The following is a 26,936-nucleotide window of genomic DNA, read 5'->3' on the forward strand; positions in this document are numbered from 1 at the left end:
TTGACTCCCTTTTCTCCTATCGGCAAGATGGGAAATATGGGCGCGGCGATCGGCCTCGACGGTGTCGACAAGGCCTACCTCGACCGCGACACCGGCACCACCCGCCACGTGCTGCACGACTTCTCGCTGCGGGTCGAGCCGGGCGAGCTGGTGGCCGTGGTCGGCGCGTCCGGCACCGGCAAGAGCACCCTGCTGCACCTGGTCGCCGGCCTCGAACAGCCCGACCGCGGCACGGTGACCGCCGGCACCGGGCAACCCCGCTTCGGCGTGGTCTTCCAGCAGCCCCGGCTGCTCGACTGGATCCCGGTCGAGCGCAACGTCGACCTGGCCGCGGGCGTCGCCGGCGCGACGCCCGACGACGTGCGGCAGGTGCTCGACGACGTCGGGTTGACCGCCGTCAAGGGCGCCTACCCGCCGGCGCTCACCGGTGGCCAGCGCCAGCGGGTCGCGGTGGCCCGGGCGTTCGTCGTGCGGCCCGAGATCGTGTTGCTCGACGAGCCGTTCGGCGCGCTCGACGAGGTGACCGCGCGCCGGCTGCGGCTGCTGCTCCAGGACCTGTGGCTGCGCGAGCCACGGACCGGCCTGCTGGTCACCCGCAATGTGCTGGAGGCGGCCTTCCTCGCCGACCGGGTGATCGTGCTGGCCGACCAGCCGGCTCGGATCGTTCGGGAATACCGGATCGTGCGGCCGCGGCCGCGTACCCCCGATGACCCGGCGCTCTTCGACCTGCACCGGGAAATTGTCGCGGACCGTCAGCGGGGGAGCGGATCGGCCGCCAGGTGGTCGAGGTAGCGCGACTGGTCGAGCCAGCTCGTGCGCAGCAACGGGCCAGCCGAAGCCAGCGGCACGAACCGGCAGGCGACCGGCAGGCCGGTGTCCCAGGCGGCCGGGTCGCCGATCATCGTGTGCGTCCAGGCATCCCGCGGCTCGTCGCTGAGTAGGTGGAAGTAGAGGCCGATGAACGGGTTGCCGTTGGTGTAGCGGCCGAGATCGGCGCCGAGCAGGCCACCGTGCGTCAGCGTGCCGGCGATCCCGGTCTCCTCGACGGTTTCCCGGACGGCGGCGTGGTCGGGGCGCTCGCCGGGGTCGACCCCGCCGCCCGGCACGTGGTGACCCTCGCGCGGCTTGGTCGGATAGTGGAAGACCAGCAACTCGGTCCCGCCGGGGCCGGAACGGGTCACATAGGACGATGCCCTCACGCGCGGTTGCTTCACCGCTCGGGTCTACCCGCTGCCGGTGATCATGGCAAGGCGGTTTCGCTGTCGAAGGGGTCTGGACAGGAACAGTTAACAGTCTTAATAATTGGGCATCCATCGATATGTGGAGGCCCGGAATGCGTCGTACCCGATCGGTTCTCATGGGGTTGGTCGCCGTTGTGGTGGCCGCCGTCGGCGCGGTCGCGGTCGCCGGCAGCGCCGCGGCCGCCGGCCCGACCGCCACCTTCACCAAGGTCTCCGACTGGGGCTCGGGCTGGGAAGGCAAATACACCGTCAACAATGGCGGCACGACGGCGCTGACCTCCTGGGCGGTCGCCTTCGACCTGCCGGCCGGCGCCACCATCACCACCTTCTGGGACGCTGATATGACCCGGTCGGGTCAGCGGTTCACGTTCCGCAACAAGTCCTGGAACGGCACGGTCGCGCCGGGCGCGTCGGTCTCCTTCGGATTCAACGGGTCGGGTGCCGCGACGCCGGCCAACTGCACGCTCAACGGAGCCTCCTGCGGCGGCGGCGGCCCGACCACGCCACCGACGACCAACCCGCCGACGAGCAACCCACCAAACCCGACGGTGCCGGGTGCGCCCACCGCGCTGCGGGTCACCGGCACCACCAGCTCGTCGATCTCGCTCGCCTGGGGCGCCGCGTCGGGCACCGTCACCGGCTACCGGGTCTACGAGGGCAGCACGCTGCGGGCGACCGTGACCGGCACCAGCGCCACCGTGAGCGGGCTCGGCGCCAACACCACGCACACCTACGCCGTGGCGGCGTACAACACTGTTGGTGAAGGTCCGCGCAGCGCGACCGTGACCGGCACGACCGGCACGACCACGCCGCCGACCAGTGGCCTGCCGAAGCACGCGCTGATCGGCTATCTGCACGCGAGCTTCGCCAACGGTTCCGGCTATCTGCGAATGGCCGACGTGCCCGCCGACTGGGACATCATCAACCTCGCGTTCGGCGAGCCGACGTCCGTCACCTCCGGTGACATCCGCTTCCAGCTCTGCCCGGTCGCCGAGTGCCCAGGTGTCGAGAGCGAGGCCGATTTCATCGCCGCGATCCGGGCCAAGCAGGCCGCCGGCAAGAAGGTGCTCATCTCGATCGGTGGCCAGAACGGGCAGGTGCAGCTCACCACGACCGCCGCCCGCGACCGGTTCGTCAGCTCGGTCGCCGCGATCATCGACCGCTACGGCCTCGACGGGCTCGACATCGACTTCGAGGGCCACTCGCTGACGCTCAACACGGGCGACACCGACTTCCGTAACCCGACGACGCCGGTGGTCGTCAACCTCATCTCGGCAGTGCGGACCCTCAAGCAGCGGTACGGGTCGCGCTTCGTGCTCACCATGGCCCCGGAGACGTTTTTCGTGCAGCTCGGCTACCAGTTCTACGGTTCCGGGCCGTTCGGCGGGCAGGACCCGCGCGCCGGCTCCTACCTGCCGGTCATCAACGCGCTGCGCGACGACATCACGGTGCTGCACGTGCAGGACTACAACTCGGGGCCGATCATGGGCCTCGACAACCAGTACCACACGATGGGCGGCGCCGACTTCCACATCGCGATGACCGACATGCTGCTGGCCGGGTTCCCGGTCGCCGGCAACACCGCCAACGTCTTCGCACCGCTGCGCGAAGACCAGGTCGCGTTCGGCACACCGTCGTCAGTCACCGCCGGCAATGGCTACGTCGCACCGGCCGGTGTGCAACAGGCGGTCAACTGCCTGGTCAAGGGCCAGAACTGCGGTGGCTACACGCCGCGCAGCGGCACCAACCCGTCGTTCCGAGGCCTCATGACCTGGTCGATCAACTGGGACCGGTTCTACAACTGGGAGTTCCGCAACAGCCACGAGCCGTTCCTCAACGCGTTGCCTTAGCAGCAGACCCTATTCGAACGTTCACGTAAGGAGCGCTCAGGCAACACCCGCTGTTCGCCGCCCTCCGTGATGTTGGCCGACGGCACGCCATTCATCAGGAGGACACATGGGCCACGGCCATGGGCACCACCACCACCACGACGAGGTCGGGATCGGCGGAGGCAGCGACCTGCCCGCCGCTCTCGACCTGTCGACCCCGGACGACGAGCTCCGCCCCGAGGACCGCAGCCGGCGGGCGTTCCTGCGCCGCGCCGGCCTGCTCGGTGCCGGCGTAGCCGCCGCGGGTGCGCTGGGTGCCGGTGTCGGCGGGGGCGCCGAGCCGGCGTCCGCGCACGGCAAGGACGACGAGCACGACCATGCCAGCTTCAACGGCGGCGGCAGCTTCAAATGGCTCGCCGGTGACCACCACATCCACACGCACTACAGCAGCGACGGCATGTACCGGGTGATCGACCAGGTGCAGCACGGCCGGGCGCACGGTCTGGACTGGATGGTCATCACCGACCACGGCAGCGAGGCGCACGCCAAGATCGGTGTGGACAAGGTCAACCCGGAGATCCTCGCCGCCCGCGAGGCGCTCAAGGACACCCTGGTCTTCCAGGGTCTTGAGTGGAACATCCCGGCCGCCGAGCACGGCACCGTGTTCGTCAACCCGGGCAAGAACGAGCTGTCGGTCCTCAAGCAGTTCGAGAACAACTTCGACTCGAGCGTCAAGGCGGCCGGCGACTCGACGCCCGCCAACGAGGCGCTGGCCATCTCCGGCCTCAACTTCCTCGCCGACGCCGTCAAGCGCGGCAAGGTCGAGCACGCGCTGTTCCTGGCCAACCACCCGGCCCGCAACGGCATCGACTCGCCGCACGAGATCCGTGGCTGGCGCGACGCGGCCCCGGGCATCGCGATCGGCATGGAGGGTGCCCCCGGCCACCAGGCTGGCGGCCTGTCCAAGGCCAAGGGCGGCCCGGGCGCGGCCCGCGGCGCCTACGGCAACAGCCCGTCGGCCAACTCGTTCCCGTACCCGCTGGAGAGCTACCGCACCTGGGGTGGCTTCGACTGGTTCACCGCGACGGTCGGTGGCCTCTGGGACAGCCTGCTCGCCGAGGGCAAGCCGTGGTGGATCACCGCGAACTCGGACGCGCACACCATCTTCCTGGAGACCGCGGTCCGCGGTAACAGCGACTTCAACGAGCTCGGCTACTACCTCGACCCGGTGCACGGCGGCACGGTCAACACGACCAACGTCGACTTCTGGCCCGGCTACTACAGCAAGACCCACGTGGGTGCCACCACCGACTCCTACCTCGCGGTGATGGACGGCCTGCGCCTGGGCCGCATCTGGGTCGACCACGGTGGTCTGCTCGCGGGTCTCGACATGCGGGTCCGCAAGGCCGGCGACCGTTCGAAGGACGGCGGCACCCCGCTCGGCGGCACCGTCTCGGTCAAGAAGGGCACCGCGCTCGAGCTGGTCATCTCGATCGACCTGGCCGTGCTGCCCAACTGGGCCGAGTTCGTGCCGAAGCTGGCCCGGGTCGACGTGATCCGCGGCAAGGTGACCGGCAAGCCGGCCGACAAGGACGCCTTCACCACCCCGAACACCCGGGTCGAGAAGTCGTTCGAGGTCGGCACCGGACAGAAGAAGGTCTCCTTCACGTACGCGCTGGGCCGCGCCGAGCAGTCCTACTACGTGCGGGTCCGGGGCACCGACGGCAACCGCAAGGGCCCGGGCTACCTGGGCGTCTCGGTTGACGCCGAGGGCCCGGCGATCGACGTCGTCGGCGACGCCGACCCGTGGGCCGACCTGTGGTTCTACACGAACCCGATCTGGGTCGAGACCCACTAGTTCGATGACCGTCCACGTAGGATTCGACCGCGCCGATAAGGATGTAAGGGCGGCGGAGCACTGGTTCGTCGAGTTGCTCGGCGACCAACGGGACCGCGTCGTCGCCTGCACCCACCTGTTGCGCGTGCCGAGCTCGCACGTGGCGTTCAGCATCGCGTTGCCGTCGGGGGTTTCGGTGGAGTTGCCACCGGTCCCCGACGGCCTCGCGGCCGCGGCTGCCCTGGCCCGGGAGGAACACCTCTCGGGCCAGGGTGGCCGGGCCTTCGCCTACCCGGGTCGGGACGCCTTGGTCGGCACGCTGAGCGTCGCGGACATCCTGTCGCTCAGCGCCATCGAGCGCGTCACGGTGATGGGCGGCGCCCCCGCGACGCCGGACACGCTGGTCGAGACCCGGGACCATGTCCGGCCGCTCTGGATGGCCGGCCACCTCACCCTGGTCACCCTGCCGCACGTCGATGGCCGGATCGCTCCGTTCGAGATGCCGGAAGAGATCCCCTGCTGCTCCCTGCACTAGCCCGATCCACCAATCGGTTGATCGCCGGAATCCACCGCGACCGGCCTTCGGACCGCTAGCTGGTCGGTGCCCGCCGAGCGCTCCGGCGCCGAGGCTTATTGGCATGACAGCGGTTATCGAAGTGCGGGAACTGCACAAGAAGTACGGCGCCAAGGTCGCCGTCGAGGATGTGTCGTTCACCGTCGACGAAGGCGAGATCTTCGGGATTCTCGGGCCGAACGGTGCCGGGAAGACGACGACGGTGGAATGTGTCGAAGGGCTGCGCAAGCCCGACGGCGGGTCGATCCGGGTGCTCGGGCTCGACCCCGGGCGCGACCGGGCCGAGCTGACCCAGCGGGTCGGCGTGCAACTCCAGGACGCGCAGCTTCCCGAGAAGCTGAAGGTGGGCGAGGCGCTCGATCTTTACCGGTCCTTCTACCCGGAGCCGGCCGACGCCGAATCGCTGATCGCGGCGCTCGGGCTGGACGCGGTGCGGCGTACCCGATTCGGGAAGCTCTCCGGAGGCCAGAAGCAGCGCCTGTCTATCGCGCTCGCGCTCGTCGGCAATCCGCGCATCGCGGTGCTCGACGAGTTGACCACCGGGCTCGACCCGCGGGCCCGCCGGGAGACCTGGAAGCTGATCGCCGACGTGCGCGCCCGCGGCGTCACGATCGTGCTGGTCACCCACTTCATGGAAGAGGCCGAGCGGCTCTGCGACCGGGTCGCGGTGATCGACTCGGGCCGGGTGGTGACCGTCGACACGCCGGCCGCGCTCGCCAAGCGGGCGGCCGCGCAACTGGGCCTCGAGCGGGCCAGCCTTGAAGACGCTTTCGTCGCACTGACCGGGGAGAACGCTGATGTCAACTGAGGCCTTGCGGCAACTGACCGCCACCGAGTTCACGCTTTTCCTGCGCGACAAGATCGGCCCGATCTTCGGGGTGCTGTTCCCGGTCGCCCTGCTATCTGTGTTCGGCAACCTCGACTTCTTCACCGACCCGGTCAACGGCTTCGACGGGCAACCCCTGCTCGTCACGTTCGTGCCGATTCTGGTCGCGTTCGTCATCGCCATGCTGGCCCTCAACACGTTGCCGCCGACGCTCGCCGGCTATCGGGAGCAGGGTGTGCTGCGCCGGATGCGGACCACCCCGGTCGGCCCGGCGCGAGTGCTCGCCGCCCAGTTGACGATCTGCTTCGGCACCGCCGTGGTGGCGGTCGTGGTCCTGCTCGCCGTGGCCCGGCTGGCGTTCGACGTGCCACTGCCCCGGCAGCCGGGTGCCTTCGCGCTCACCGCGGTTCTCGCCGCGCTCGCCGTGATCGGCATCGCCGTGCTGATCGCCGCGGTCGCACCGACCGGGAAGGCGGCCAACGCGACCGGCTCGATCCTGTTCTACGTCTTCACCTTCTTCGCCGGGCTGTGGCTACCCCTCCAGGCGATGCCGCCGGTGCTGCGGCACGTGAGCGAGGCCACACCACTGGGCGCCGCGGTCACCGCGTTGACCGACGCCAGCCAGGGCCACTGGCCGGCGGCCTGGCGGTTGGCGCTGCTGGCCGGGTACGCACTGGTCAGCGCTCTGCTCGGGGTCAAATTGTTTCGGTGGGAGTAGGTTGCCTTCCATGCGGAACGCGATGCCGCTGGCAGTCGACGCCGGCACGGAGCGGTGGGTGCGATTCGCCCACCGCGCCGTGTACGGCCTGCTGGCCGTCATGGCCGGCGTCACCGTGCTGCTGAACCCGGGACTCGACGGTGACACCCCGCTGCTGCTCGGGCTGATCCTGTTGATGGGCCTGTGGATCCTGTGCCTGTTCACGCTGCGGCCGGCCGCGCGTACCCGGGCGCTGCCGATGTCGATCTTCTTCGTCGGCCTCTACGCGATCCTGCTGCTCCTGGTGCTCGAGGAGCCCTATTTCGGGTTCCTCACGCCGATCGGCTACTTCTTCGCCTTCGGCGTGCTGCCCTGGCCGTGGCGGATCCCGGGCGTGATCGGGGTGGCCGCGGCGGCCGGCATCGCCCAGGCCGCGGGCATCCCGCTGGCGACGGCCGAGGGGCTGCTGCTGCACCTCGCGATCATCCTGATCAACGCGGCGCCGATGACGGCGTTCGCCTGGATCGACTGGCATGGCGACAAGGAACGCGAGGAGCGGGCCCGGACGATGGTGGAGTTGCGCGCGGCCAACGAGCGGCTGGAGACGACCCTCGCCGAGAACGCCAGCCTGCACGAGCGGCTGCTGGGGCAGGCGCGCGAGGCCGGCATCCACGAGGAACGGCAGCGGATGGCCCGGGAGATCCACGACACCCTGGCGCAGGGCCTCACCGGCATCGTCACCCAGCTACAGGCCGCCGAGCAGGCGGCCACCGAGCCCGACCGGTGGCGGCGGCACCTCGGTGCGGCGACCGACCTGGCCCGGGAGAGCCTCCAGGAGGCCCGGCGCTCGGTGCACGCGCTGCGCCCCGAGCCGTTGCGCGGCGCGCGGCTGGGCGACGCGGTCGCCGGCGTCGCACAGCGGTGGTCGGCCCGGCACGGCATCCCGGTCGAGGTGACCACGACCGGCACCGAGCGGCCGATGGCGGCGGAGGCCGAGTTGGCGTTGCTGCGCACCGCGCAGGAGGCGCTGGCCAACGTCGCGGCGCACGCCGGTGCCACCCGGGTCGGCGTCACATTGTCCTACCTGGACGGTGAGGTGGCCCTCGACGTCCGCGACGACGGCCGCGGCTTCGACCCGGCCAAGCCGCCCGTGTCGAAAACCGGCGGCGGCTTCGGCCTGCTCGCCATGCGGCAGCGGATCGAGCAGGTCGCCGGGACACTCCAGGTCGAGTCCGAGCCGAGCGCCGGCACCGCGATCTCGGCCTCGATCCCGGCGGGAGCAGCGGCATGATCACTCTGCTGGTGGTCGACGACCACCCGATCGTCCGCGACGGCCTCAGCGGGATGTTCGCCCGCGACCCCGATTTCGAGGTGCTCGGCCAGGCGGCCGACGGCGCCGAGGCGGTGCGGCTGGCCCGCGCGCTGCGCCCCGACGTGATCCTGATGGACCTGCGGATGCCGGGCGTCGACGGGGTCACCGCCATCGGCCAGTTGGCCAAGCACGGCGTCGAGAGCAAGGTGCTGGTGCTGACGACGTACGACACCGACAGCTACGTGGTGCCGGCCATCGAGGCGGGTGCGACCGGCTACCTGTTGAAGGACGCACCTCGCGACGAGTTGCTCCGGGCGGTGCGGTCGGCGGCCCGCGGCGAGGCGGTGCTCGCGCCATCGGTGGCCAGCCGGCTGATGCACCAGGTCCGCCAGCCCAGCGCCGGCCCGCTCAGCGAGCGGGAGTTGCAGGTGCTGACCCTGGTCGCCGACGGCAAGAACAACCGCGAGGCCGCCGCGACGCTGTTCATCAGCGAGGCGACGGTCAAGACCCACCTGCTCAACATCTACGCCAAGCTCGGCGTCAGCGACCGCGCCGCCGCCGTGGCCGAGGCGTTTCACCGAGGGCTGCTCACACCCGGCCGATAAGGGATGTGCCGCCGCACCTTGGGGGTGACGCGGCGGCACACCGCCGGGTCTGCTGACGTTCGTGTTTGGCCCGGCCCTGCGGTCGCTCGGCTTTGCGGAGAGAAGCGACCGCATTCATGGGTACGCGCCGGCGGTGCCGACGGTTCAGTAGCTGAAGGTCGTCGCGCCTTCGTCGCCGATCCACTGCCACATCGGCACCGTTCCGCCGATCTCGGCGTTGCCGACCAGGTCGCCCTTGTCGAGCCTCCGGGCGTCGAAGCAGATCGGGCAGACCAGCAGCGCACCGCCGGCCGCGGCGTAGCGGCGGGTCAGGTCGGCCAGCGGCGGGCAACCTTCGCAGGCCACCCCGGTGGCAACGCCGTTGACGGCGAGCCGGGTGGCCTCCTTGGTCAGGAACATCAGGGTCGGCCGGCCCTGCTCGGCGGCACCGACCGCGACCAGGAAGGCGACGGTCACCTTCTCCGGGTCTTCGAGGCCGGTGGTCAGGCTGACGACGGCTTTTCCGGGCATTTCTCTTCTCCCCCTCGGGTTTGGATTCTGGCTCCACGCTAGGAAGCCGGACCCTCCGGGGAATGGGGAGAAATCCCTAACTTGCGCGCGCGGGCCGCCGCCTGCCCGCGGCTGGTCACGCCGAGCCGGGCGAGCACGGCGGAGACGTGGTGATCGACGGTCTTGGGCGCGAGCCGCAGCCGGTCGGCGATGTCGGCGTTGGAGAGGCCGTCGACGAGCAGGCCGAGCACCTCGGCCTGCCGCGGGGTGAGCCCGGCCGGGTGGGAGACGGTCGTGCGGCGCGGACCGCGCGGCACCCCACGCAGGCCGCGCCTTCGGAGGTCGCCGCGCAGCCACTGTGCCGCGTGGGTGGCGCCGAGCGCGTCCAGGCCGCGGACAGCCTCGGTGACGGCGTCGAGGTCGCCGAGGGCCAGCGCTTCGAGGCGGAGGAAGTGGCCGCCGCGCTGGTGCCAGTCGTTGGCTGCCTGGCGCCAGTCGCCGTCGACCATCCAGCGGTAGGGAGCGAGGGCGCCTTCCGGCGCCGAGGTGCGGCCATCGGCCTGCCAGAGCCGCAAGGCCAACTCGCCGCTGTGCGGCGCGGCGCGCTGACCGGCCGCCCGGGCCAGTGCCGGGCGCACTTCGGCGGCCGCTCGCTCCGGGTCGCCGTACCAGCGGAAATGCTCCGCCCGGGCGCTCTTGGTGGGCCCCACCCACTGCATTTCGCGGGCCGGACCCGCGTGCCGGTCGGCCTCGTCCAGATAGGACAGCGCGAGGCTTTGGTCGCCGCGGGCGCCGTGGATGCGACCGAGTGCGACCAGCGCGGGCACCCGGCCGATGCCGCCCTGCGCGGGCAGCCGCAGCGACTCGTCGGCGTCGGTGATGGCACCGGCCCAGTCGCCCGCTTGCAGCTTGACGCCGGCCCGGGTTCCGAGCAGACACTGGAGATAGCCGTCGAGATCCTGCTCCCGGGCGTAGCCCACCGCCCGGTCGAGGGCCGGCGCGGCCGCCGTGAACCGGGCCTGCTCGGCCAGCCCACCGGCGATGTTGAGCAACGCCCGGGTCGCATGGTCGACGTGGCCGGCAGCGGCCGCAGCCGCGTACGCCGCCTCCAGCGTGTCCTGGCCGCCGGGCAGCTCGAGCTGCATCTGCGAGGAGCCGACGTTGATGGCGGCGTGGATGGCGGTCTCGCCGTCACCGAACTCCTCGGCGAGGGCGCGGGCCTTCTCGCCCAGCTCGATCGCCTCGGCGAACTCGTAGTCGAGCATCAGGAGTTGGGAGAGGTTGCTGTAGGCCATCGCCAGTTCCCGGCCTGGCGGCAGCGCCGCCAACACCGTGACGGCCCGGTCGGCCGCGCTGCGGGATTCCGCCGAGTCGCCGGCCCACCAGGCGATCCGCGACAGCCAGCGCCAGCTCGCGCCGAGCGCTTCCAGCTCACCGAGCCGCTCCCGGATGGCGATGGCGGCCCGCCGCGGCACCAGCCCGTCGGCGGCGGTCCCGGCCAGGTAGGCCGCAGCCGAGTAGCGCTCCAGCAGGTCGGCCTGCTCCGCCAGCGGCAACCGGTCAGCATGGGCCGCGGCGGCCCGGTAGTGGTCGGCCGCCTCGCGCCGGGCACCCTGCCGGGCGGCAGCCGCGGCGGCGATCCGACCCCAACGCAGCACCGAGTCGGCGTCGCCCGCACCCCGCGCGTGGTGCACCAGCCGGCCAGGGTCGACGCCGCCGGTGCCGATCAGCGCGTCGAGTGCGGTCGCGTGCAGGGCGGTCCGTTGCCTTGGCGTGAGGGAGTCTTCGACGGCTGTGCGGAGCAGTTCGTGTCGGTAGGCGACGCCGTCGTCGGTCGGGACCAGGACGCCGCCGGCTATGCAGGCTTCGATCTGGTCGTCGCGGCCCGCCAGGAGCGCCTGGTCGCAGCGGCCCGGCGCGACGGCGACGAGCCGGGCCAGTTCGCGGGCCGCCGCCGGAAGTGCGCGGATCCGGTCCAGGATCAGGCCGCGCACGCTCTCCGGCGCGCGGTCGCCGGCCGCGCCGAGCAACTCCGTCAGCAGCAGTGGGTTGCCGCCGGTCAGAGCGAGCACGGTGGCCGCGTCGCGCCCGGTCCGCGCGGCCTCGGCGGCGACGCGCTCGGGCGACAGCGGTGCGAGCGGGATCCGGGTGCCGCGCAGCGCGGCGAGCGCCCGGTGCAGGGGATGGCCGGCGCCCACCTCGTCGTCGCGGTAGGTGACCACCAGCAGGGCGTGTTGCCGGCCGATCCGGCGGCCGAGCAGCACCAGCAGGTCGAGGGTGGCCTCGTCGGCCCAGTGGATGTCTTCGACGACCAGCACCGGCCGGGCCGCCGGGTGGTCGAGCTGGTCCAGCAGCGCCGCGAGGATCTCCTCGGGCGCGGCGCCGGCCGCGAGCCGCTCGGCGAGTGCGCCGCTGCTGTGCCGGGCGATGTCGTGCACGGGGCCGAGCGCGCGCGGGGTGACCAGCGGGTCGCACCATCCCCAGTGGAACCGCGCACGCCGGTCGGCGCGGCGGGCGAACTCGCCCATCAGCACGGACTTGCCGACGCCGGCCTCGCCCGCGACGAGCGCCACCCGGCCGCCGGTCGCGCAGGATCGCAGCAGCTCGTCGAGCACCCTCAGCGGCGCCGCCCGCTCCCACAGCTCCACCAGCCGATGGTCTCACCGCGTGACGGGCGCACACACCTCAAATAGGCCCTGCGCACCGGGACACGGTCCGTCGTGTCCCAGGCCATTGGCCATAATCGAAAGCCTTTTCGGGGCAGATTTCTGGTCAGAGATGGGAGACAATTGACGCATGCGGCAGCTCCAGTTCTTTACCACGAAAGAGCTAGCCGTCATGCGCGACCGCACCGCTGCCCGCAGCTATTCGCCCGCGGGTGAGCAGTTCCGTCGCGAGCATCAGCGCCATCGCGCCTGGGGGCTGACCCAACGCCATTCCGAGCGTCTTCGCCGCACGCGTGGCGCTGACCGCGATCCCCGCATTCCAACTGCCGGCGGAAACCGTCCAGAACAACGAGCGCCCATTCCGCCTGCCTCGCCGACAACGTCTTCGGGCCAACCAGTCGCCGCACGTCAGGACCACGCCCGTGGCACGGCGCCGACAAGCGGAACGTTACAACCAGCCGCGCGGCCACCGACAACTTCGACGGGAAATGCGCCCTCGCGGCCAGTGGGAAATACACCGAAGGCCAAAGCGACGGACGTCGCCGACCAACCCGACACACCGGCGACAAGAACATCACAGCTAGCGGCGTGGGCACCGAGGAAAGATGCACTCTCGCGCCAGCGAGAAATGCGCCGACGCTTCAACCAGATATGCGCTATCGCGGCAAAAGCGCGCCTTCGCGGTCCGCCGGACAACGACTGCAAAGACAGTTTCGACGAGGACACGCCGCCCTGGCCGACGCGCGGCCGCGTCGGGCGGGTGACGCCGGCTCGGCGCACGATGACCGATGGTCGCGGTCTACTCGACGAGTTGGAGCAGGCCGTGGGTGAACCAGAGGCGGTGGCCGGCGGTCTCGACCAGCCAGCGGCTGGCGACGTCGGGGTTGACCTGGTGGGCGTCGGGCCAGCGGGCCAGGGTGTCGGCGACCACGCAGGACCATGGTGTGAGGTCGGGTGGCTCCGGCAGCACCGGCGCGGGCGTGTCCGGCGTGCGGACCAAGGTTCCGTCGATCACCACGTTGGCCGCGCCGATGATGGCCTGCCAGCGCAGGTCCGGCCAGAGTGGCAGGCGCCAGTGGCAGACGGTCGCGGTGACGTCGCCGAGGCGCAGTGGGTGCAGGTGGTCTTCCGGGCCGAGCACCGCGTGCAGGAGGTCGAGGCCCTGCGGTGCGCGGCGCGAGCGCAGCATGGTCTGCCAGCGGTTGAACGCGGCCAGGTAGTCGGCCTTGCGGGCGCCCAGCCGGGTGTAGGCCTCGACCACCAGATCCGGCTGGTAGTCGGCCATCCGGCGGAGCAGCATCAGGGTGAACTCCCGGCGCGCGAAACCGTGCACCCCGCCGACGTTACCGCCGCTCGGCACGGCCGGCTCGCACGCGGCGACGGCCCGTCGTGCGAGGGCCGCACCAGGGCGATGTCACCGAACCAGCGTGGCCGGGTCGGGCGGCGCGGCCAACCGGCGCACGACGGCGTGCAGCGCGTAGAGGGCGTAGCCGACCAGGCAGGCCGCCAGGATCGGGTGGACCAGCACCGCCAGGAGCGCGGCCAGCGCGACCACGCCGGCGGCCGCTGCGACGGTCGCCGGGCGGGCCGCTGCCGCCACCCACACCGCCGACCGCCACCCCCCGTCGGGTCGGGCGCCGAGCGCGACCACGGTCAGCGCGGCGTAGCCGGCCGCCGCCGTCGCGATCAGCACCGTCGCCGCGAGTAGCAGGGCGCCGCCCGGCACCCGGCCGCCGGATACGCCGGCCACGTCGATGACGACCAGCGCCGCCGCCGCCGCGACCGCCGCGGTCGCCAGCGCGCCGGGCAGCAGCGTGCGCCGGAAGACCTGCCAATTGGTGCGCCACGGTGGCCAGCGGTCGTGGGTCAGGAAGTGGTGCACCGCCGCGCTGGCGGTGGCGAACGCCGCGCCGGTCGTCACGACCGGCAGCGACGCCGCCACCATCAGCAGGCCGAGGACGGCGACGTCGCTCGCGACGCGTACGGTGTCGCGCCAATCGGTTTTCATCCCTTGATTCCGCTCGTGTTGATGCCCTCCACCAAGAGTCGCTGGAACGCGACGAAGAACAGGAAGACCGGCACCAGGGACAGCAGCGACATCGCGAACATCGGGCCGACCGCGCTCTCGCTGGTCGAGTCGATGAACAGGGTCAGCGCCACCGGGACGGTGTAGTCCTGCAAATCTGACAGGAACACGAGTTGGCGGAAGAAGTCGTTCCAGGCCCAGATGAACGAGAAGATCGCGGTGGTCACCAGAGCAGGGCGGCTCAGGGGCACGATCACATGACGGAAGACGGTGTAGGGCGACGCGCCGTCGATCTTCGCCGCCTCGTCGAGCTCGACCGGGATGCCGCGCATGAACTGGACCATCAGGAAGACGAAGAACGCTTCCGTGGCCAGGAACTGCGGCACCAGCAGCGGCAGGTAGGGCCACGGTTCGCCGACCCAGCCGAGCTGCTTGAACAGCACATACTGCGGGATGATCAGCACGTGGCCGGGCAGCAGCAGCGTGCCGATCATGATGGCGAACCAGATCTTCCGCATCCGGAACCGCAGGCGGGCGAACGCGTACGCGGCCAGCAGGCAGGACACCGCGTTGCCGACCACGGTCAACACCGCCACCATCGCGCTGTTGACGAAGAACCGGCCGAAGCTGACGTCGAAGTTCTGCCAGCCGTCGCGGAAGTTGCCCGGCGTGAACACGTCGGGCCACAGGCCGATGTTGGTGGCGATCTCCTCGCGTGACTTGACCGACGTGCCCAGCATCCACAGCAGCGGATAGAGCACGATCGCCAGGATCACGATCAAGATCAACAGTCGCACCAGGGTACGGCCGCGCATCAGCGCTCCTCCCCGTCGGCGTAGTGGACCCAGAACCGGCCGGTGCTGAACAGCACGACGGTGATCAGCGCGATCGCCACCAGGAACACCCATGCCATCGCGGACGCGTACCCCATCTGAAGTTCGGTAAAGCCCTTGATGTAGAGGTTGAGCGAGTACATCAGCGTCGAGTCGACCGGCCCGCCGGTGCCGTTGCTGAGCACGAACGCCGACGTGAAGCCCTGGAATCCGTTGATCGTCTCCAGCACCAGGTTGAAGAAGATGACCGGCGAGAGCATCGGCAGCGTGACCGCGCGGAACTGGCGCCAGGCGTTGGCGCCGTCGACGGACGCGGCCTCGTAGAGCTCCACCGGGATCTGCTTGAGCCCGGCCAGGAAGATCACCATCGGCGCGCCGAACTGCCAGATCGCCAGCACCATCAGGGTTTCCAGCGCCCAGTCAGGGTCGTTGACCCACGGCTTGCCGTGGATGCCGAAGACGCTCAGCAGCGAGTTGAACGCGCCTTCGCGGTTGAACATGTTGACCCAGACGATGGCCAGCGCGACGCTGCCGCCGAGCAGCGAGGGCAGGTAGAACAGCCCCCGGAACAGGCCGACGCCCTTGAACGCCTTGTTGAGCAGCAGTGCGACGCCGAGCGCGGTGGCCAGCTTGAGCGGCACGGCGATCAGCGCGAACTCCACCGTCACCCGGACCGCGTGCCAGTAGGACGGGTCGGCGGTGAACATCTTGCGGTAGTTGTCGAAGCCGACCCACTCCACGGCGGAGAAGTCGGTGAGCGCGTCGTAGTTGGTGAAGCTCAGGTAGAGCGACAAAAGCATCGGGATGGCGGTGATGCCCAGCAACCCGAGCAGCCACGGTGACAGGAAGACGTAGCCGGCGATGTTCTCGCGGCGGCGCGGGCCACCCCGGCCCCGCCGACTGGCGGGACCGGGTGCGGCGGGAACTTCCGCCGGTGGCGCGATGCTTACGGCCAACGTCAGGCCTGACCGATGGCGGTCTTGCAGGCCGCGTAGAACGCCTTCGCGGCATCAGCCGGCGTCTGGCGGCCGTACTGCACCTCTTCGGCCGCCTTGATCAGCTCGGACCGCACCTTGCTGTGCCCCTTGAGCGGAACCTGCGGCGACGGGCCGAACTTGGCGCCCAGCTCGTTTTCGACGGCGATGGACTGCTTCATGTTGGCGTCCGTCACGCTTTCCGAGACCGCCTTGCGGATGTCCATGTTGGACGGCAGGCCGCGGTCGGTGCCGAGCACCTTGCCGGCCTCGGGGTCGTTGGCGAGGAAGTTGATGACGTCGACGGCGATGTCTTTCTTGTCGCTGCCGCGGAACACCGAGAAATACATGGACGCGCGGGCCCACTGCGCGCTCGTGTCACCCGGGTAGGCGATGACGCCGAGCTCGTCCTTGGTGTTCTTCTTCAGCTCGGGCATCTGGTTGGCCCACACCCAGCTCGTGCCGGCCTTGCCCGTCACGACGAGCTGCTTGCTGATGTCGGTGACGTTGCCCTCGTGGATGACGTCGGCGGTCGGGGTGGCACCGCGGTCGCGGGCGCCCTTCCACAGCTCGAACCAGCCGGTCACGTCCTGCTCAGTGAATCCGAGCGCCTTGTCCTTGTAGAGGTCTTTGCCCTGCTGGCGCAGCCAGACCCAGAAGGCCTTGTAGTCGGCGCTCGGGTCCTGGGTGCCGGGGACCTTGGCGGTCTTCGACACGTTTTCCGCCCAGGTGATGAAGTCGGCCCAGCTCATCCCGGTCGTCGGCGCGGGCAGCTTGTTCTTGTCGAGCAGCGTCTTGTTGAAGACCAGGCCCTGGGTGTTCTCACCGAACGCGACGCCGGCCAGCTTGCCGTCGACCACGCCGTATTTCCAGAGGCTCTCGGGGAACTTCGTCACGTCGAGCTTGCCACCGTCCTTGTAGGACGTGAGATCGAGGGTGACGTTGCGGGACGCGTACTCGGTGAGGTAGTTGTCGTCGATCTGGAAGATGTCCGGTGCGTCTCCGCCGGCGGTCAGCGTGGCCAGCTTGTCGAAGTAGCCCTGGTTGGCTTGCCACGTCTTCTTGAACGTGACGTTGGGGTGCTTCTTGGTGTAGAGCGCGAGCGCGTCTTCGGTCAGCTTCGCGCGACCCTCCGCGCCCCACCAGAAGATGGACAGCTCGACCGGCTTGTTGGGGTCGGCGGCGGCGCTGCCGCCGTCGTCGTCACCGCAGGCCGCGGCGGCCAGCGCGAGCGGGATCACGACCAGGGCGGCCAGCAGTCGTCGCCGCAGGCCAGACCCCGGAGAGGCGGTACGGTGGTGGCGCGTGGTCGGCTCGACCGCACGCGGGGATGGTGCGCGGTGCATGTGCGCTCACTCCTTGGCGTAGGAGGCGACATCTCCGAGGGCGGCGGCAACCACGCCGCCCGGGTCCGCATGGCTGTGCGGACCCGGGCCCGGCCCCGTCGAGTCGCGGATGACCAGTTCGGTCTGAAGGGTTACCTGTGCGGTGGTGCGGCGGTCGTCGCCGTGCGAGAGGAGCATGTCGACGGCCGCCCGTCCGGCGGCGGCGGTTGGGGTCGCCACCGTCGTCAGCTTGGGGCGGGTGAGGCGGCTCAGCGCGATGTCGTCGATGCCGACGACACTGATGTCTTCCGGGCACCGTTGGCCGAGTTCGTGCAGGCCTTCGATCAGGCCGATGGCCATGAGGTCGTTGTAGGCGAGAACGGCCGTGACGCCGGACCGCATGATCTGGTCGGCGACGGCCATGCCGCCGGTCTCGGTGGGCTGGTTGGGCCCGATGACGGTGAGGTCGGCCTCGCTCGCGCGCGCCGCCGACATCGCCGAGCGGCGGATCTCCCGGCTGGTCCACGACCCGCGTGGGCCGGCGACCAGCGCGATCTGGGTGTGGCCGAGCCCGCGCAGGTGTTCGATGGCGAGCCTGGCTCCCTGCGCCACGTCCATCACCACCGTCGGCAGGCCGGTGAGCTGGCGGTTGACCACCACCAGCGGCACCTCGCGGCTGAGCTGCTCGATCAGGCTGTTGCTCATCCGCGGGCTGCAGAGCAGAACCCCGTCGACCTGTTTGGCCAGGGCGCGGACCAGACCCTCCTCGACGTTGGCGTCTTCGTTGGTGTCGGTCACGAAGATGTGGTAATCCCGCTGCCGGGCCTGGCTTTCGGCCGCCTTGATCAGCGGTGGGAAGAACGGGTTGGCGATGTCGGCCACGATCAGGCCGATGTTGTGGGTGCGCCCGGTGATCAGCGCCCGGGCGGCCCGGTTGGGGCGATAGCCGAGGTGTTCGGCACAGGCCAGCACCCGGCTGCGGGTCTCCGGGTTGACCAGATGCGGCGCCGAGAACGTGCGCGAGACCGTGGAGATGTGCACTCCGGACTCGCGCGCGACGTCGCGGATGGTGGCTGGCACGCGGGACCCCTCGTCTGTGGCCTTCGGGTTGTGGTGGCCGTCACTCAAGTGCGCCAATTAATGCAAACGGTTGTGTGACTGTCAACGGTCTGTTGTTTCGAATAGGTTGCGGACGGCCCACTATGTTTGGTGATAACGGGAATAACGGGCAAGACATTGACGGACTCGGCGACGTCATGGTTAGTTTCCTGCAAACGTTTGCAGGCCGTGAAGGGGTGGATCGATGCGTCGCTACGCCTTGGTCGGCGCTGGTGCCCGGGCCGGCATGTTCCTGCGCGCGCTCGCCGTCGACCACGCCGACCGCGCCGTCGTGGTCGCGCTCGCCGACACCAACCAGACCCGGATGGCGGCGCACAACCGCTGGCTCGCCGACCTCGGCGCCGGCCCGGTGCCGACCTACTTTGCTTCTGACTTCGGCGCGATGCTGGCCGCTGAGCGGGTCGACGAGGTGCTGGTCACCAGCGTCGACCGCACGCACGCCGACTACATCGTGGCCGCGCTGCACGCCGGTTGCGACGTGGTGACCGAGAAGCCGATGACGACCGACGTCGAGGGTTGCCGGCGGATCCTGGACGCGGTCGCGGTGACCGGCCGGCGCGTTCAGGTGGCCTTCAACTATCGCTTCAACCCGCTGCACGAGGCGTTCCGCTCCCTGCTCGCGAGCGGCGAGATCGGTGAGATCGGCTCGGTCCACTTCGAGTGGTTGCTCGATGTGCGGCACGGCGCCGACTACTTCCGCCGCTGGCACCGCGACGCGGCCAACTCCGGCGGGCTGCTCGTGCACAAGTCCGGTCACCACTTCGACCTGGTCAACTGGTGGCTGGACGCGACGCCGGTGACCGTGTTCGCCCTGGGTCGCCAGTTCTTCTACGGCGTCTCCGGCGCGCGACACGGATATGCCCGCTCCTATGACCGGGTGCACGGCGCCCCCGAAGCCAAGGGTGACCCGTTCGCCCTGCAACTGGCTGACAACCCGCAACTGCGGGCGCTCTATCTCGACGCCGAAGACGAAGACGGCTACCTGCGCGACCAGAACGTGTTCGCGCCCGGGGTGACCATCGACGACGACATGGCCGTGCTGGTGCGCTATTCGACCGGGGCGACGATGACCTACCACCTCACGGCGTACGCGCCCTGGGAGGGTTATCGCGTGATGGTGAACGGCAGCCGGGGCCGGCTCGAACTCGAGGTGGTCGAGAGCGACCACGTCAGCCCGGCCGGCGCCGGCGAGGTCAAGGGCGCCGCCGTGCACGGCGAGGTCGCCGCGGCCGAACGCGGCAACGCGCGGTTGACCGTCCATCCCTACTGGGCTCCGCCCCGGGAGGTGCCGGTGCCGGGCTATTCGCGCGGCGGACACGGTGGCGCCGACCGCCGGATGACCGACGTGCTGTTCGGCGCCACGACCGACCCGATGGAGCGCTCCGCCACCGCCCGCGACGGCGCCCTCGCCCTGCTGACCGGCCTGGCCGCCAACCGCTCGATGGCGACCGGCGCCCCGGTGACCGCCACCGACCTGCTCGATCCGATCTGACCGCGAGGAAGTGCATGTCCGACCTGCTGTTTCCGGCCGAGCCGGGTCAACGGTCGATCGCCCGCGAGCTCTACGGGCTCGCCCGCGACCAGCCGCTGATCTCGCCACACGGCCATGTCGACCCGGCCCTGCTGGCCGACGACGAGCCGTTCCCCGACCCGGCCCGGCTGATCATCGTGCCGGACCACTACCTGACCCGGATGCTGCTCAGCCAGGGGATCCCGCCGGGCCGGCTCGGCGTACCCAGCCGCGACGGTTCGCCGGTCGAGGCCGACGGCCGGGCGATCTGGCGGCTGTTCGCCGAGCACTGGCACCTGTTCCGCGGCACACCGTCGCGGCTGTGGCTCGAGCAGAGTCTCTCGTCTGTCTTCGGCGTGACCACGCGGCTGTCTCCGGCGACGGCCGACTCCGTCTACGACGAGGTGGCCGCCCGGCTCGCCGAACCCGCCTTCCGGCCGCGCGCTCTGTTTGAGCGGTTCAACATCGAGGTGCTGGCGACCACCGAGTCGCCGCTGGACGACCTGGCCGCGCACGCCAAGCTGGCCGCCGACGGCTGGGGCGGCCGAGTCATCTCGACTTTCCGGCCCGACGACGTGGTCGACATGGAGTTCGAGGGCTGGGCTTCGCGCGTCGGCCAGCTCGGAGAGCTGACCGGCGAGGACACCGGTACCTACAAGGGCTACCTGGCCGCGCTACGCTCCCGCCGCGAGGCGTTCATCGCCGCCGGCGCGACGTCCAGCGACCACGGCCACCCGACCGCCCGCACGCTGTGCCTGAGCCCGGTCGAGGCCGCGTCCCTGTTCGCCCGCGGCCTGCGCGGCGAGGCCGATGCCGCCGACGCGGAGACGTTCCGCGCGCACATGCTGGTCGAGTTCGCCCGGATGTCCATCGAGGACGGTCTGGTGATGCAGCTGCACCCGGGCGCGGTGCGCAACCACAACCGGTGGCTGCACGCGGCACACGGCCGCGACGTGGGCGGCGACCTGCCCCAGGCGACCGAATACCTGCACGCGCTCACCCCGTTGCTCGACGCCTACGGCAACGACCCGCGGCTGCGGGTGGTCGTCTACACGCTCGACGAATACACCTTCAGCCGCGAGTTGGCCCCGATCGCCGGCGGCTACGCCGCGATCTACCTAGGTGCACCGTGGTGGTTCCTCGACTCGCCGGAGGTGCTGCGCCGCTTCCGTGAGGCGGTCACCGAGAGCGCCGGCTTCTACAACACCGCCGGCTTCGTCGACGACACCCGGGCGTTCTGCTCGATCCCGGTGCGGCACGACGTCGCCCGCCGGGTCGACGCCGGTTTCCTCGCGCGGCTGGTCGCCGAGCACCGGCTGCCCTTCGACGAGGCCGCCGAGACGATCGTCGACCTCGCCTACCGCCTGCCGAAACGAGTCTTCCGCCTGGGGGATGCCGCATGACCACGATCCTGTCGGTCGACGTGCACGACGTGCGCTTCCCGACCGCCGCCGCCGGTGACGGCTCCGACGCCATCAACCGGGGCGACTATTCGGCGACCTATGTGGAGCTTCGAACCGACGGGCCCTTGGTCGGGGCCGGCTTCACGTTCACCAACGGGCGGGGCAACGAGATCACCTGCGCGGCGGTGCGGGCGCTCGCTCCGGCGGTGATCGGCCGCTCGCTCGAGGAGATCGCGGCGGCGCCGGTCGAGTTCTGGCGGTCGCTCACCGCCGACCCGCAGTTGCGCTGGCTCGGCCCGGAGAAAGGCGTCATCCACATGGCGACCGGCGCGGTCGTCAACGCCGTCTGGGACCTGCGGGCCAAGGTCGCCGGGGTGCCGCTCTGGCGGCTGCTGGCCGAGATGCCGACCGACGAACTCGTCGCCAACATCGACTTCCACCACATCACCGACGCGCTCACCCCCGACGAGGCGTCGACAATCCTGGACAAGGGGCGCCACGGGTACGCCGAGCGGCTCGCGCTGCTGGAACGCGACGGCTTTCCCTCGTACACCACCTCGGTTGGTTGGTTGGGTTATCCCGACGAAAAGGTCCGGGCGCTGACCCGCGCCGCCTACGCCGAAGGCTGGCGGGCGATGAAGATGAAGGTCGGCGGCGACCTCGACGACGACGTGCGGCGGGCCCGGATCATCCGCTCGGAGATCGGCCCGGACGCGCTGCTGATGATGGACGCCAACCAGGTGTGGGACGTCGACGAGGCGATCGCCGCGATGGCCCGGCTGGCCGAGGTCGACCCCTACTGGATCGAGGAGCCGACACACGCCGACGACGTGCTCGGGCACGCCCGCATCCAGCGCGCGGTGGCGCCGATCCGGGTGGCCACCGGCGAGGTCGCGGCCAACCGGGTGATCTTCAAGCAGCTCCTCCAGGCCGAGGCGATCGGCGTCATGCAGATCGACGCCTGCCGGGTCGGCGGCGTCAACGAGGTGCTCGCCGAACTGCTGCTGGCGGCCAAGTTCGGCGTGCCGGTCTGCCCACACGCCGGCGGTGTCGGCCTGTGCGAGCTGGTGCAGCACCTGGCGGTCCTCGACTACCTGCGGATCGGCACGTCGCTCGACGGCCGGATGGTCGAGTACGTCGACCACCTGCACGAGCATTTCGTCGACCCGGTGCGCACCCGCGACGGCCGCTATCTGCTGCCAACGGCGCCCGGCTACAGCGCGGCGATGAAGCCTTCGTCCGTCTCCGCCTTCTCGTTCCCCGCCGGGCCGGTGTGGCGATGACGTCGCTTCTGGGCCTCGGCGCGCTGCGCCGGCTTCCCGTCGAGAGCCGACCGCTGATCCGGCCCGGCACGGTGCCGGCCGGCATCGTCCACATCGGTCTCGGCGCGTTCTTCCGGGCGCATCAGGCGGTCTACACCGAGGCGGCGCTCGCGGCCGCGGGTGGCGACTGGGGCATCGTGGGGGTGGCGCCGCGTTCTACCTCCGTCGTCGAGGCGCTCGCTTCGCAGGACCAGCTCTACAGCGTCACCTCGCTGTCGGCCAACGACGCGCAGACCCGCGTGGTCGGCGCGCTGGCCGCGTCGCACGTCGCCGCGCTGGATCCGGCCCGGGTGGTGGCCCTGCTCGCCGATCCGGCGATCCGGGTCGTGACGCTGACCGTCACGGAGAAGGGCTACCGGCTCGACCCGGCCACCGGGCGGCTCCTGTCGGATCAGGCGCTCGACGCCGACCTGGCCGGTGACCGGCCACCGACCACCGTGCCCGGAATGCTGGTGCAGGGCCTGCTCGCCCGTGCTCGCGCCGACGCCGGCCCGATCGCGATCGTGAGCTGCGACAACCTGCCGGCCAACGGCCGCCGGGTGCAGGGCATGCTCGACGCGGCGTTCGCGCGGGCGGGTCACGACGACACCTGGGTACGCGCCAACGTCCGCTGCCCCGGCACGATGGTCGACCGGATCGTGCCGGCGTCGACATCGGCCACCCTTTCGTTGGCAGCGGCGGCGCTGGGCGTCGTGGATCAGGTGGCGCTCAGCGGCGAGCCCTACATGCAGTGGGTCATCGAAGACGACTTCCCGGGCGGCCGTCCCGCGTGGGAGGCGGCCGGGGCCGTGCTCACGTCCGACGCGGGCCCGTGGGAGCGGTTGAAGCTGCGCAGCCTCAACGGCGTCCACTCGGCGATGGCCTATCTCGGCGCGCTCGCCGGCCGTTCGACGATCGCGGAGGCCTTCGAGATGCCCGGCCTGGCCGAGGCGATGCGCCTGTTCGTGGCCGAAGACGTAGCGCCCAGCTTCACGCCGCCGGCCGGGGTATCCGTTGTCTCCTATGGCGCGTCGGTCCTCTCGCGGTTCGCCAATCCCGCGATCCTGCACCGCACGACGCAGATCGCGATGGACGGCTCGCAGAAGCTGCCGCAACGGGTGCTGGAGACGATCAGTGACCGCCGGTCGGCCGGCGCGGTGCCGCGCTGGGGCGCGCTCGTCGTGGCGGCGTGGATGCGTTACTGCCGGGGGGTTGCCGACGACGGGAGCACGTTGGGCCTCGACGACCCGTTGGCTGACACCATCCGCGCGGCGATCAAGGCCGCGCCGGCCACGCCGGAAGGTCTGGCCGGGGCGTTGTTCGGCCTGACCGCGGTCTTCCCGCCGTCGCTGGCCCAGGACGAGGTCGTTCGGTCGTTGGTGGTCGAGTGGTTGACCGAGTTCGAGAAGCACGGAGTCGAGTCGACGCTGGCCGGTGTGTCATGACCCGCCGCACGTCGGTGACCGCCGGTGTGTCGGTCAGCGGCGGTCCGTCGGTAGGCGGTGGCATGTCTTCAGGTGGCGGTGCGTCGGTTGGCGGCGGTCTGGCCGTAAACGACGGTCCGTCGGTGAGCGGCGGTGTGTCGTGAGCGGCGGCTTGCCGCGGGTCGCGCTGATCGGTGCCAACGGCCACGGTCGTTGGCACCGGCGGCGGCTCGCGGCCGGCCCGTTCTCCTTCGTCGGCATCGCCGAGCCGAACCCGGTCGACGCCGACCCGCCGGTGCCGGCCGCCACGCCGGTGTTCCGGGACCATCGCGCGCTGCTGGCCGCGACCCGGCCCGACGTGGTGATCATCTGCACGCCGCCGGGTACCCATCTGCCGATCGCCCTCGACGCCCTGGAAGCGGGCTGTGACCTGCTGCTGGAGAAGCCGCCGGTGCTGTCGCTGGCCGACCACGCCCGGCTGGCGACCGAGTTGGCTTCGACCGGCCGCGTGTGCCAGGTCGGCTTCCAAGCGCTCGGCGCGGCCGCGTTCGACGAGCTGAGCGCAGCGATCGCCGGCGGCGCACTCGGCACGGTGACCGGCGTCGCGGCGGTGGCGTCGTGGCATCGGGACGACGCTTACTACGCCCGGTCGCCCTGGGCGGGCCGCCGCGCGGTGGATGGTGCGCTGATCAACGCACAGGGCCACGCGGTGATGGAGGCCCTGGCTCTTGCTGATCTCTCCTTGCTCTGCACCCCTATAGGCAGCACCGGTCGCCAGACGACGCGTTCGCAAATGGGCTCAAAGCGGGCGGATCGCATAGGTAGCGACCCAACACGTGCTGCCTATAGGGGTGCAGAGCAAAGCCTGTCGACGCCACCCGCCCGGCCGCGGCTCGAGGTCGAGCGCTACCGGACCAGGCCGATCGAAAGCGACGACACCGCCGTGCTGCGGTTGACCCTCCAGGGTGGACTTCCGGTCGTCGTCGCGGTCACGCTGGCCGGCGAAGAGTTCATCCCCGGTGAGGTCACCGTCACCGGGACGCGGGGGAGTGCCACCCTGGAATACCCGACCGACCGCCTCCGGCTGCCCGGCGAACCGGGCCTGCGTGAGGTGTCCGGCCGGATCGACCTGCTCGACAACCTGCTCGCCCACCGCGCCGACCCGACCGGTGTGCCGCTGCGGGCACCACTGGCGGCCACCGCCGGCTTCACCGCGGTGGTCGAGGCGCTCGGCGCGGCGCCGGTTCCGGTGTTGCTCGACGACGACCTCGTCGATGACCTCGGCGCCGGGCCGCAGCGGGTCCGCTCCATCCCCGGCATCAACGACGTGCTCCGCCGGGCCGCCGACGGGCTCGCGCTGCCGTCCGAGCTCGGCGTGCCGTGGGCCGAACCGCCCTACACGGAAAACAGCTTGCAAACAACGGGGTCAGTCGCCCGGCAGGAATAGGGCTAATAGGAACTCCCGACCGGATCGGCGGTCGGGCGCTTTCCGTTGCCGCGATTGACTGCAACTTATCTGCACATCGATTCCATTGACACTCATAATGACCGATACCTATGTTTCCTAATAGGTATCCAGGTTGCGAACGGAGTGTCTCAATGCGATTTCGAAGTCTCGCCGCCGTCGTTGCCGGCGCGATGCTCGTCGCCCTGGCGGCACCCGCCGCCGCGGCATCCGCGCCGGCCGCGGGGCTGCTGGCCGAGCAGATCGCCCGTCAGGTGCTGCCCGCCGGCGACGGTTGGGCCGCCGAGGGCGCCGGCACCACCGGCGGTGCCGCGGCCACGCCGGAAAATGTGTTCTACGTCGACGACCGCGACGAACTCGCGGCCGCCGTCGCCGGCACGACACCGGCGATCGTATTCGTCCGCGGCACCATCCACGGCAATGCCGACGTGAGCGGTGCGCCGCTTTCCTGCGCGCAGTTCGCCGATCCGGCGTACACCTTGGATGGTTTTCTCGCGGCTTATGACCCGGCGGTCTGGGGGCGGGTGGCGCCCAGCGGCCCGCTCGAGGAGGCGCGGGTGCGCTCGGCCGCCAACCAGAGTGCGCGGGTGCGGGTCAACGTCGGCTCCAACAAGACCATCATCGGCGTGCGCGGTGCCCGCCTCAACGGCGTCTTCCTGCGGCTCGACGGCAGCGCCAACGTGATCATTCGCAACCTCACCCACGAGGACTCACGCGACTGCTTCCCGGTCTGGTCACCGACCGACGGCGAGACCGGCAACTGGAACGCGGCCTACGACAACATCTGGGTACGCAACTCGCAGCACGTCTGGATCGACCACAACACGTTCACCGACGCTGACAACCCGGACTCGGCGCAGCCACTCTACTTCGGCCGGCCCTACCAGGTGCACGACGGGCAGACCGACATCACCAACGGCAGCAACTTCGTGACGGTGTCCTACAACCGGTTCACCAACCACGACAAGACGATGCTGATCGGCTCGACCAACACCCCGGGTGCCGACGTCGGCGCGCTCAAGGTGACCGTGCACCACAACGAGTTCGACGGCTCGGTGCAGCGCGCGCCGCGGGTGCGGTTCGGCCAGGTCGACGTCTACAACAACCTCTACCGGGTGCCGGTCGCCGACCCGTTCGAATACAGCTGGGGTGTCGGCGTGCAGTCGGCCATCCACGCGGAGAACAACTACTTCGCGCTGGGTGCCGGGGTCTCGCCGGACGCGATCGTCTTCGACTGGGGCGGCACGGTGCTCACCGAGAAGGGCACCTGGGTGCGTTCCGGGCGGTCGCTGCCCCGGCCGGCCAACCTGCTCGCCGCCTACAACGAGACGCATGACCCCGACATCGCCGGCGACGCGGGCTGGACACCCACGCTGCGCGCCGGTCCTGTCCTGCCCGCACCGGCGGCCGCGCTCGTCGTCGAGTTGTGCGCGGGCGCCAAGCGGTTGCCGATCTAACCAAAGCTGCGGCGGTCAGAGCG

At 70.6% G+C, this 26,936-nt stretch carries 22 protein-coding genes and 1 pseudogene; 14 read left to right on the top strand and 9 right to left on the bottom strand.

The window, feature by feature from the left end; genetic code table 11:
- Positions 1-36 precede the first annotated feature (36 nt).
- A complete protein-coding gene (locus DFJ67_RS20535; protein WP_203783957.1) occupies positions 37-792 on the top strand; it encodes an ABC transporter ATP-binding protein in 756 nt (251 codons plus the stop codon).
- On the opposite strand, the gene DFJ67_RS44380 is transcribed toward DFJ67_RS20535, so the two are convergent.
- A complete protein-coding gene (locus DFJ67_RS44380) occupies positions 753-1,199 on the bottom strand; it encodes an NUDIX domain-containing protein (protein WP_275407681.1) in 447 nt (148 codons plus the stop codon). The two genes, DFJ67_RS20535 and DFJ67_RS44380, sit on opposite strands and share 40 nt — an antisense overlap.
- Before the next feature lie 134 nt (positions 1,200-1,333).
- Here DFJ67_RS44380 and DFJ67_RS43860 point away from each other — a divergent pair, with 134 nt between their 5' ends.
- The 7 genes and pseudogenes from DFJ67_RS43860 (at position 1,334) to DFJ67_RS20575 (ending at position 8,921) form a co-directional block, all read left to right on the top strand.
- Positions 1,334-3,091: a chitinase gene (locus tag DFJ67_RS43860; protein WP_116069480.1), complete on the top strand. Its 1,758-nt coding sequence runs from the start codon at positions 1,334-1,336 to the stop codon at positions 3,089-3,091.
- Between the two features lie 106 nt (positions 3,092-3,197).
- Positions 3,198-4,928 (top strand): PHP domain-containing protein, encoded by a 1,731-nt coding sequence (locus DFJ67_RS20550; RefSeq protein ID WP_116069481.1) that lies wholly within the window; start codon positions 3,198-3,200, stop codon positions 4,926-4,928.
- 4 nt (positions 4,929-4,932) lie between these two features.
- Positions 4,933-5,442: a hypothetical protein gene (locus DFJ67_RS20555; RefSeq protein WP_116069482.1), complete on the top strand. Its 510-nt coding sequence runs from the start codon at positions 4,933-4,935 to the stop codon at positions 5,440-5,442.
- A gap of 103 nt (positions 5,443-5,545) precedes the next feature.
- A pseudogene (locus DFJ67_RS20560) lies at positions 5,546-6,217 on the top strand (ABC transporter ATP-binding protein); the annotation flags it as partial.
- Positions 6,218-6,278: 61 nt separating this feature from the next.
- Positions 6,279-7,025 carry an ABC transporter permease gene (locus tag DFJ67_RS20565; RefSeq protein ID WP_170215918.1) on the top strand — a complete coding sequence of 249 codons (747 nt, stop codon included), beginning with the start codon at positions 6,279-6,281 and terminating at the stop codon, positions 7,023-7,025.
- A 10-nt stretch (positions 7,026-7,035) separates the two neighbouring features.
- Complete coding sequence (locus DFJ67_RS20570) at positions 7,036-8,295, top strand: sensor histidine kinase (RefSeq protein ID WP_239097399.1); 1,260 nt, start codon at positions 7,036-7,038, stop codon at positions 8,293-8,295.
- The gene (locus tag DFJ67_RS20575; RefSeq protein WP_116069485.1) at positions 8,292-8,921 is read left to right on the top strand and encodes a response regulator; all 630 of its coding nucleotides are present in this window, start codon (positions 8,292-8,294) and stop codon (positions 8,919-8,921) included. The genes DFJ67_RS20570 and DFJ67_RS20575 overlap by 4 nt, the downstream gene beginning before the upstream one ends.
- A gap of 144 nt (positions 8,922-9,065) precedes the next feature.
- Here DFJ67_RS20575 and DFJ67_RS20580 read toward each other — a convergent pair whose 3' ends face one another.
- The 8 genes from DFJ67_RS20580 to DFJ67_RS20615 form a co-directional block, all read right to left on the bottom strand.
- The gene (locus DFJ67_RS20580) at positions 9,066-9,431 is read right to left on the bottom strand and encodes a DsrE family protein (protein ID WP_116069486.1); all 366 of its coding nucleotides are present in this window, start codon (positions 9,429-9,431) and stop codon (positions 9,066-9,068) included.
- Positions 9,432-9,469: 38 nt separating this feature from the next.
- Positions 9,470-12,058, bottom strand: a complete 2,589-nt coding sequence (locus tag DFJ67_RS20585; protein ID WP_116069487.1) for an ATP-binding protein — start codon at positions 12,056-12,058, stop codon at positions 9,470-9,472.
- An 817-nt stretch (positions 12,059-12,875) separates the two neighbouring features.
- Entirely contained in the window at positions 12,876-13,409 is a 534-nt protein-coding gene (locus DFJ67_RS20590; RefSeq protein WP_116069488.1) for a hypothetical protein, read from the bottom strand.
- Positions 13,410-13,490: 81 nt separating this feature from the next.
- A complete protein-coding gene (locus tag DFJ67_RS20595; protein WP_116069489.1) occupies positions 13,491-14,084 on the bottom strand; it encodes a DUF624 domain-containing protein in 594 nt (197 codons plus the stop codon).
- Entirely contained in the window at positions 14,081-14,917 is an 837-nt protein-coding gene (locus DFJ67_RS20600; RefSeq protein ID WP_116069490.1) for a carbohydrate ABC transporter permease, read from the bottom strand. The genes DFJ67_RS20595 and DFJ67_RS20600 overlap by 4 nt, the downstream gene beginning before the upstream one ends.
- Positions 14,917-15,891 (bottom strand): carbohydrate ABC transporter permease, encoded by a 975-nt coding sequence (locus DFJ67_RS20605; RefSeq protein ID WP_409362957.1) that lies wholly within the window; start codon positions 15,889-15,891, stop codon positions 14,917-14,919. Before DFJ67_RS20605 ends, DFJ67_RS20600 begins: the two co-directional genes overlap by 1 nt.
- Positions 15,892-15,893: 2 nt before the next feature.
- A complete protein-coding gene (locus DFJ67_RS20610; RefSeq protein ID WP_116069492.1) occupies positions 15,894-17,255 on the bottom strand; it encodes an ABC transporter substrate-binding protein in 1,362 nt (453 codons plus the stop codon).
- Between the two features lie 6 nt (positions 17,256-17,261).
- Complete coding sequence (locus DFJ67_RS20615; RefSeq protein ID WP_116069493.1) at positions 17,262-18,314, bottom strand: LacI family DNA-binding transcriptional regulator; 1,053 nt, start codon at positions 18,312-18,314, stop codon at positions 17,262-17,264.
- Positions 18,315-18,537: 223 nt separating this feature from the next.
- On the opposite strand from DFJ67_RS20615, the gene DFJ67_RS20620 reads away from it, so the two are divergent.
- From DFJ67_RS20620 to DFJ67_RS20645, 6 genes are all read left to right on the top strand, one after another.
- Entirely contained in the window at positions 18,538-19,845 is a 1,308-nt protein-coding gene (locus DFJ67_RS20620) for a Gfo/Idh/MocA family protein (protein WP_116069494.1), read from the top strand.
- 14 nt (positions 19,846-19,859) lie between these two features.
- Positions 19,860-21,266 (top strand): glucuronate isomerase, encoded by a 1,407-nt coding sequence (uxaC, locus tag DFJ67_RS20625; RefSeq protein ID WP_116069495.1) that lies wholly within the window; start codon positions 19,860-19,862, stop codon positions 21,264-21,266.
- Entirely contained in the window at positions 21,263-22,549 is a 1,287-nt protein-coding gene (locus tag DFJ67_RS20630) for an enolase C-terminal domain-like protein (protein ID WP_116069496.1), read from the top strand. Before uxaC ends, DFJ67_RS20630 begins: the two co-directional genes overlap by 4 nt.
- Positions 22,540-24,012, top strand: a complete 1,473-nt coding sequence (locus tag DFJ67_RS20635; RefSeq protein WP_116069497.1) for a mannitol dehydrogenase family protein — start codon at positions 22,540-22,542, stop codon at positions 24,010-24,012. The genes DFJ67_RS20630 and DFJ67_RS20635 overlap by 10 nt, the downstream gene beginning before the upstream one ends.
- A gap of 139 nt (positions 24,013-24,151) precedes the next feature.
- Complete coding sequence (locus tag DFJ67_RS20640) at positions 24,152-25,438, top strand: Gfo/Idh/MocA family protein (RefSeq protein WP_239097398.1); 1,287 nt, start codon at positions 24,152-24,154, stop codon at positions 25,436-25,438.
- A gap of 152 nt (positions 25,439-25,590) precedes the next feature.
- Positions 25,591-26,913, top strand: a complete 1,323-nt coding sequence (locus tag DFJ67_RS20645) for a pectate lyase family protein (RefSeq protein ID WP_116069498.1) — start codon at positions 25,591-25,593, stop codon at positions 26,911-26,913.
- Positions 26,914-26,936 lie beyond the last annotated feature (23 nt).

This window comes from Asanoa ferruginea (genome assembly GCF_003387075.1).
Lineage (GTDB): Bacteria > Actinomycetota > Actinomycetes > Mycobacteriales > Micromonosporaceae > Asanoa > Asanoa ferruginea.

What these genes read in the sequence shown, in the direction of transcription:
- DFJ67_RS20535 (WP_203783957.1), top strand. Translation starts at nt 37, where the DNA reads ATGGGCGCGGCGATCGGCCTCGACGGTGTCGACAAGGCCTACCTCGAC.
- DFJ67_RS43860 (WP_116069480.1), top strand. Translation starts at nt 1,334, where the DNA reads ATGCGTCGTACCCGATCGGTTCTCATGGGGTTGGTCGCCGTTGTGGTG.
- DFJ67_RS20550 (WP_116069481.1), top strand. Translation starts at nt 3,198, where the DNA reads ATGGGCCACGGCCATGGGCACCACCACCACCACGACGAGGTCGGGATC.
- DFJ67_RS20555 (WP_116069482.1), top strand. Translation starts at nt 4,933, where the DNA reads ATGACCGTCCACGTAGGATTCGACCGCGCCGATAAGGATGTAAGGGCG.
- DFJ67_RS20565 (WP_170215918.1), top strand. Translation starts at nt 6,279, where the DNA reads ATGTCAACTGAGGCCTTGCGGCAACTGACCGCCACCGAGTTCACGCTT.
- DFJ67_RS20570 (WP_239097399.1), top strand. Translation starts at nt 7,036, where the DNA reads ATGCGGAACGCGATGCCGCTGGCAGTCGACGCCGGCACGGAGCGGTGG.
- DFJ67_RS20575 (WP_116069485.1), top strand. Translation starts at nt 8,292, where the DNA reads ATGATCACTCTGCTGGTGGTCGACGACCACCCGATCGTCCGCGACGGC.
- DFJ67_RS20580 (WP_116069486.1), bottom strand. Translation starts at nt 9,431, where the DNA reads ATGCCCGGAAAAGCCGTCGTCAGCCTGACCACCGGCCTCGAAGACCCG.
- DFJ67_RS20595 (WP_116069489.1), bottom strand. Translation starts at nt 14,084, where the DNA reads ATGAAAACCGATTGGCGCGACACCGTACGCGTCGCGAGCGACGTCGCC.
- DFJ67_RS20600 (WP_116069490.1), bottom strand. Translation starts at nt 14,917, where the DNA reads ATGCGCGGCCGTACCCTGGTGCGACTGTTGATCTTGATCGTGATCCTG.
- DFJ67_RS20610 (WP_116069492.1), bottom strand. Translation starts at nt 17,255, where the DNA reads ATGCACCGCGCACCATCCCCGCGTGCGGTCGAGCCGACCACGCGCCAC.
- DFJ67_RS20620 (WP_116069494.1), top strand. Translation starts at nt 18,538, where the DNA reads ATGCGTCGCTACGCCTTGGTCGGCGCTGGTGCCCGGGCCGGCATGTTC.
- uxaC (WP_116069495.1), top strand. Translation starts at nt 19,860, where the DNA reads ATGTCCGACCTGCTGTTTCCGGCCGAGCCGGGTCAACGGTCGATCGCC.
- DFJ67_RS20630 (WP_116069496.1), top strand. Translation starts at nt 21,263, where the DNA reads ATGACCACGATCCTGTCGGTCGACGTGCACGACGTGCGCTTCCCGACC.
- DFJ67_RS20645 (WP_116069498.1), top strand. Translation starts at nt 25,591, where the DNA reads ATGCGATTTCGAAGTCTCGCCGCCGTCGTTGCCGGCGCGATGCTCGTC.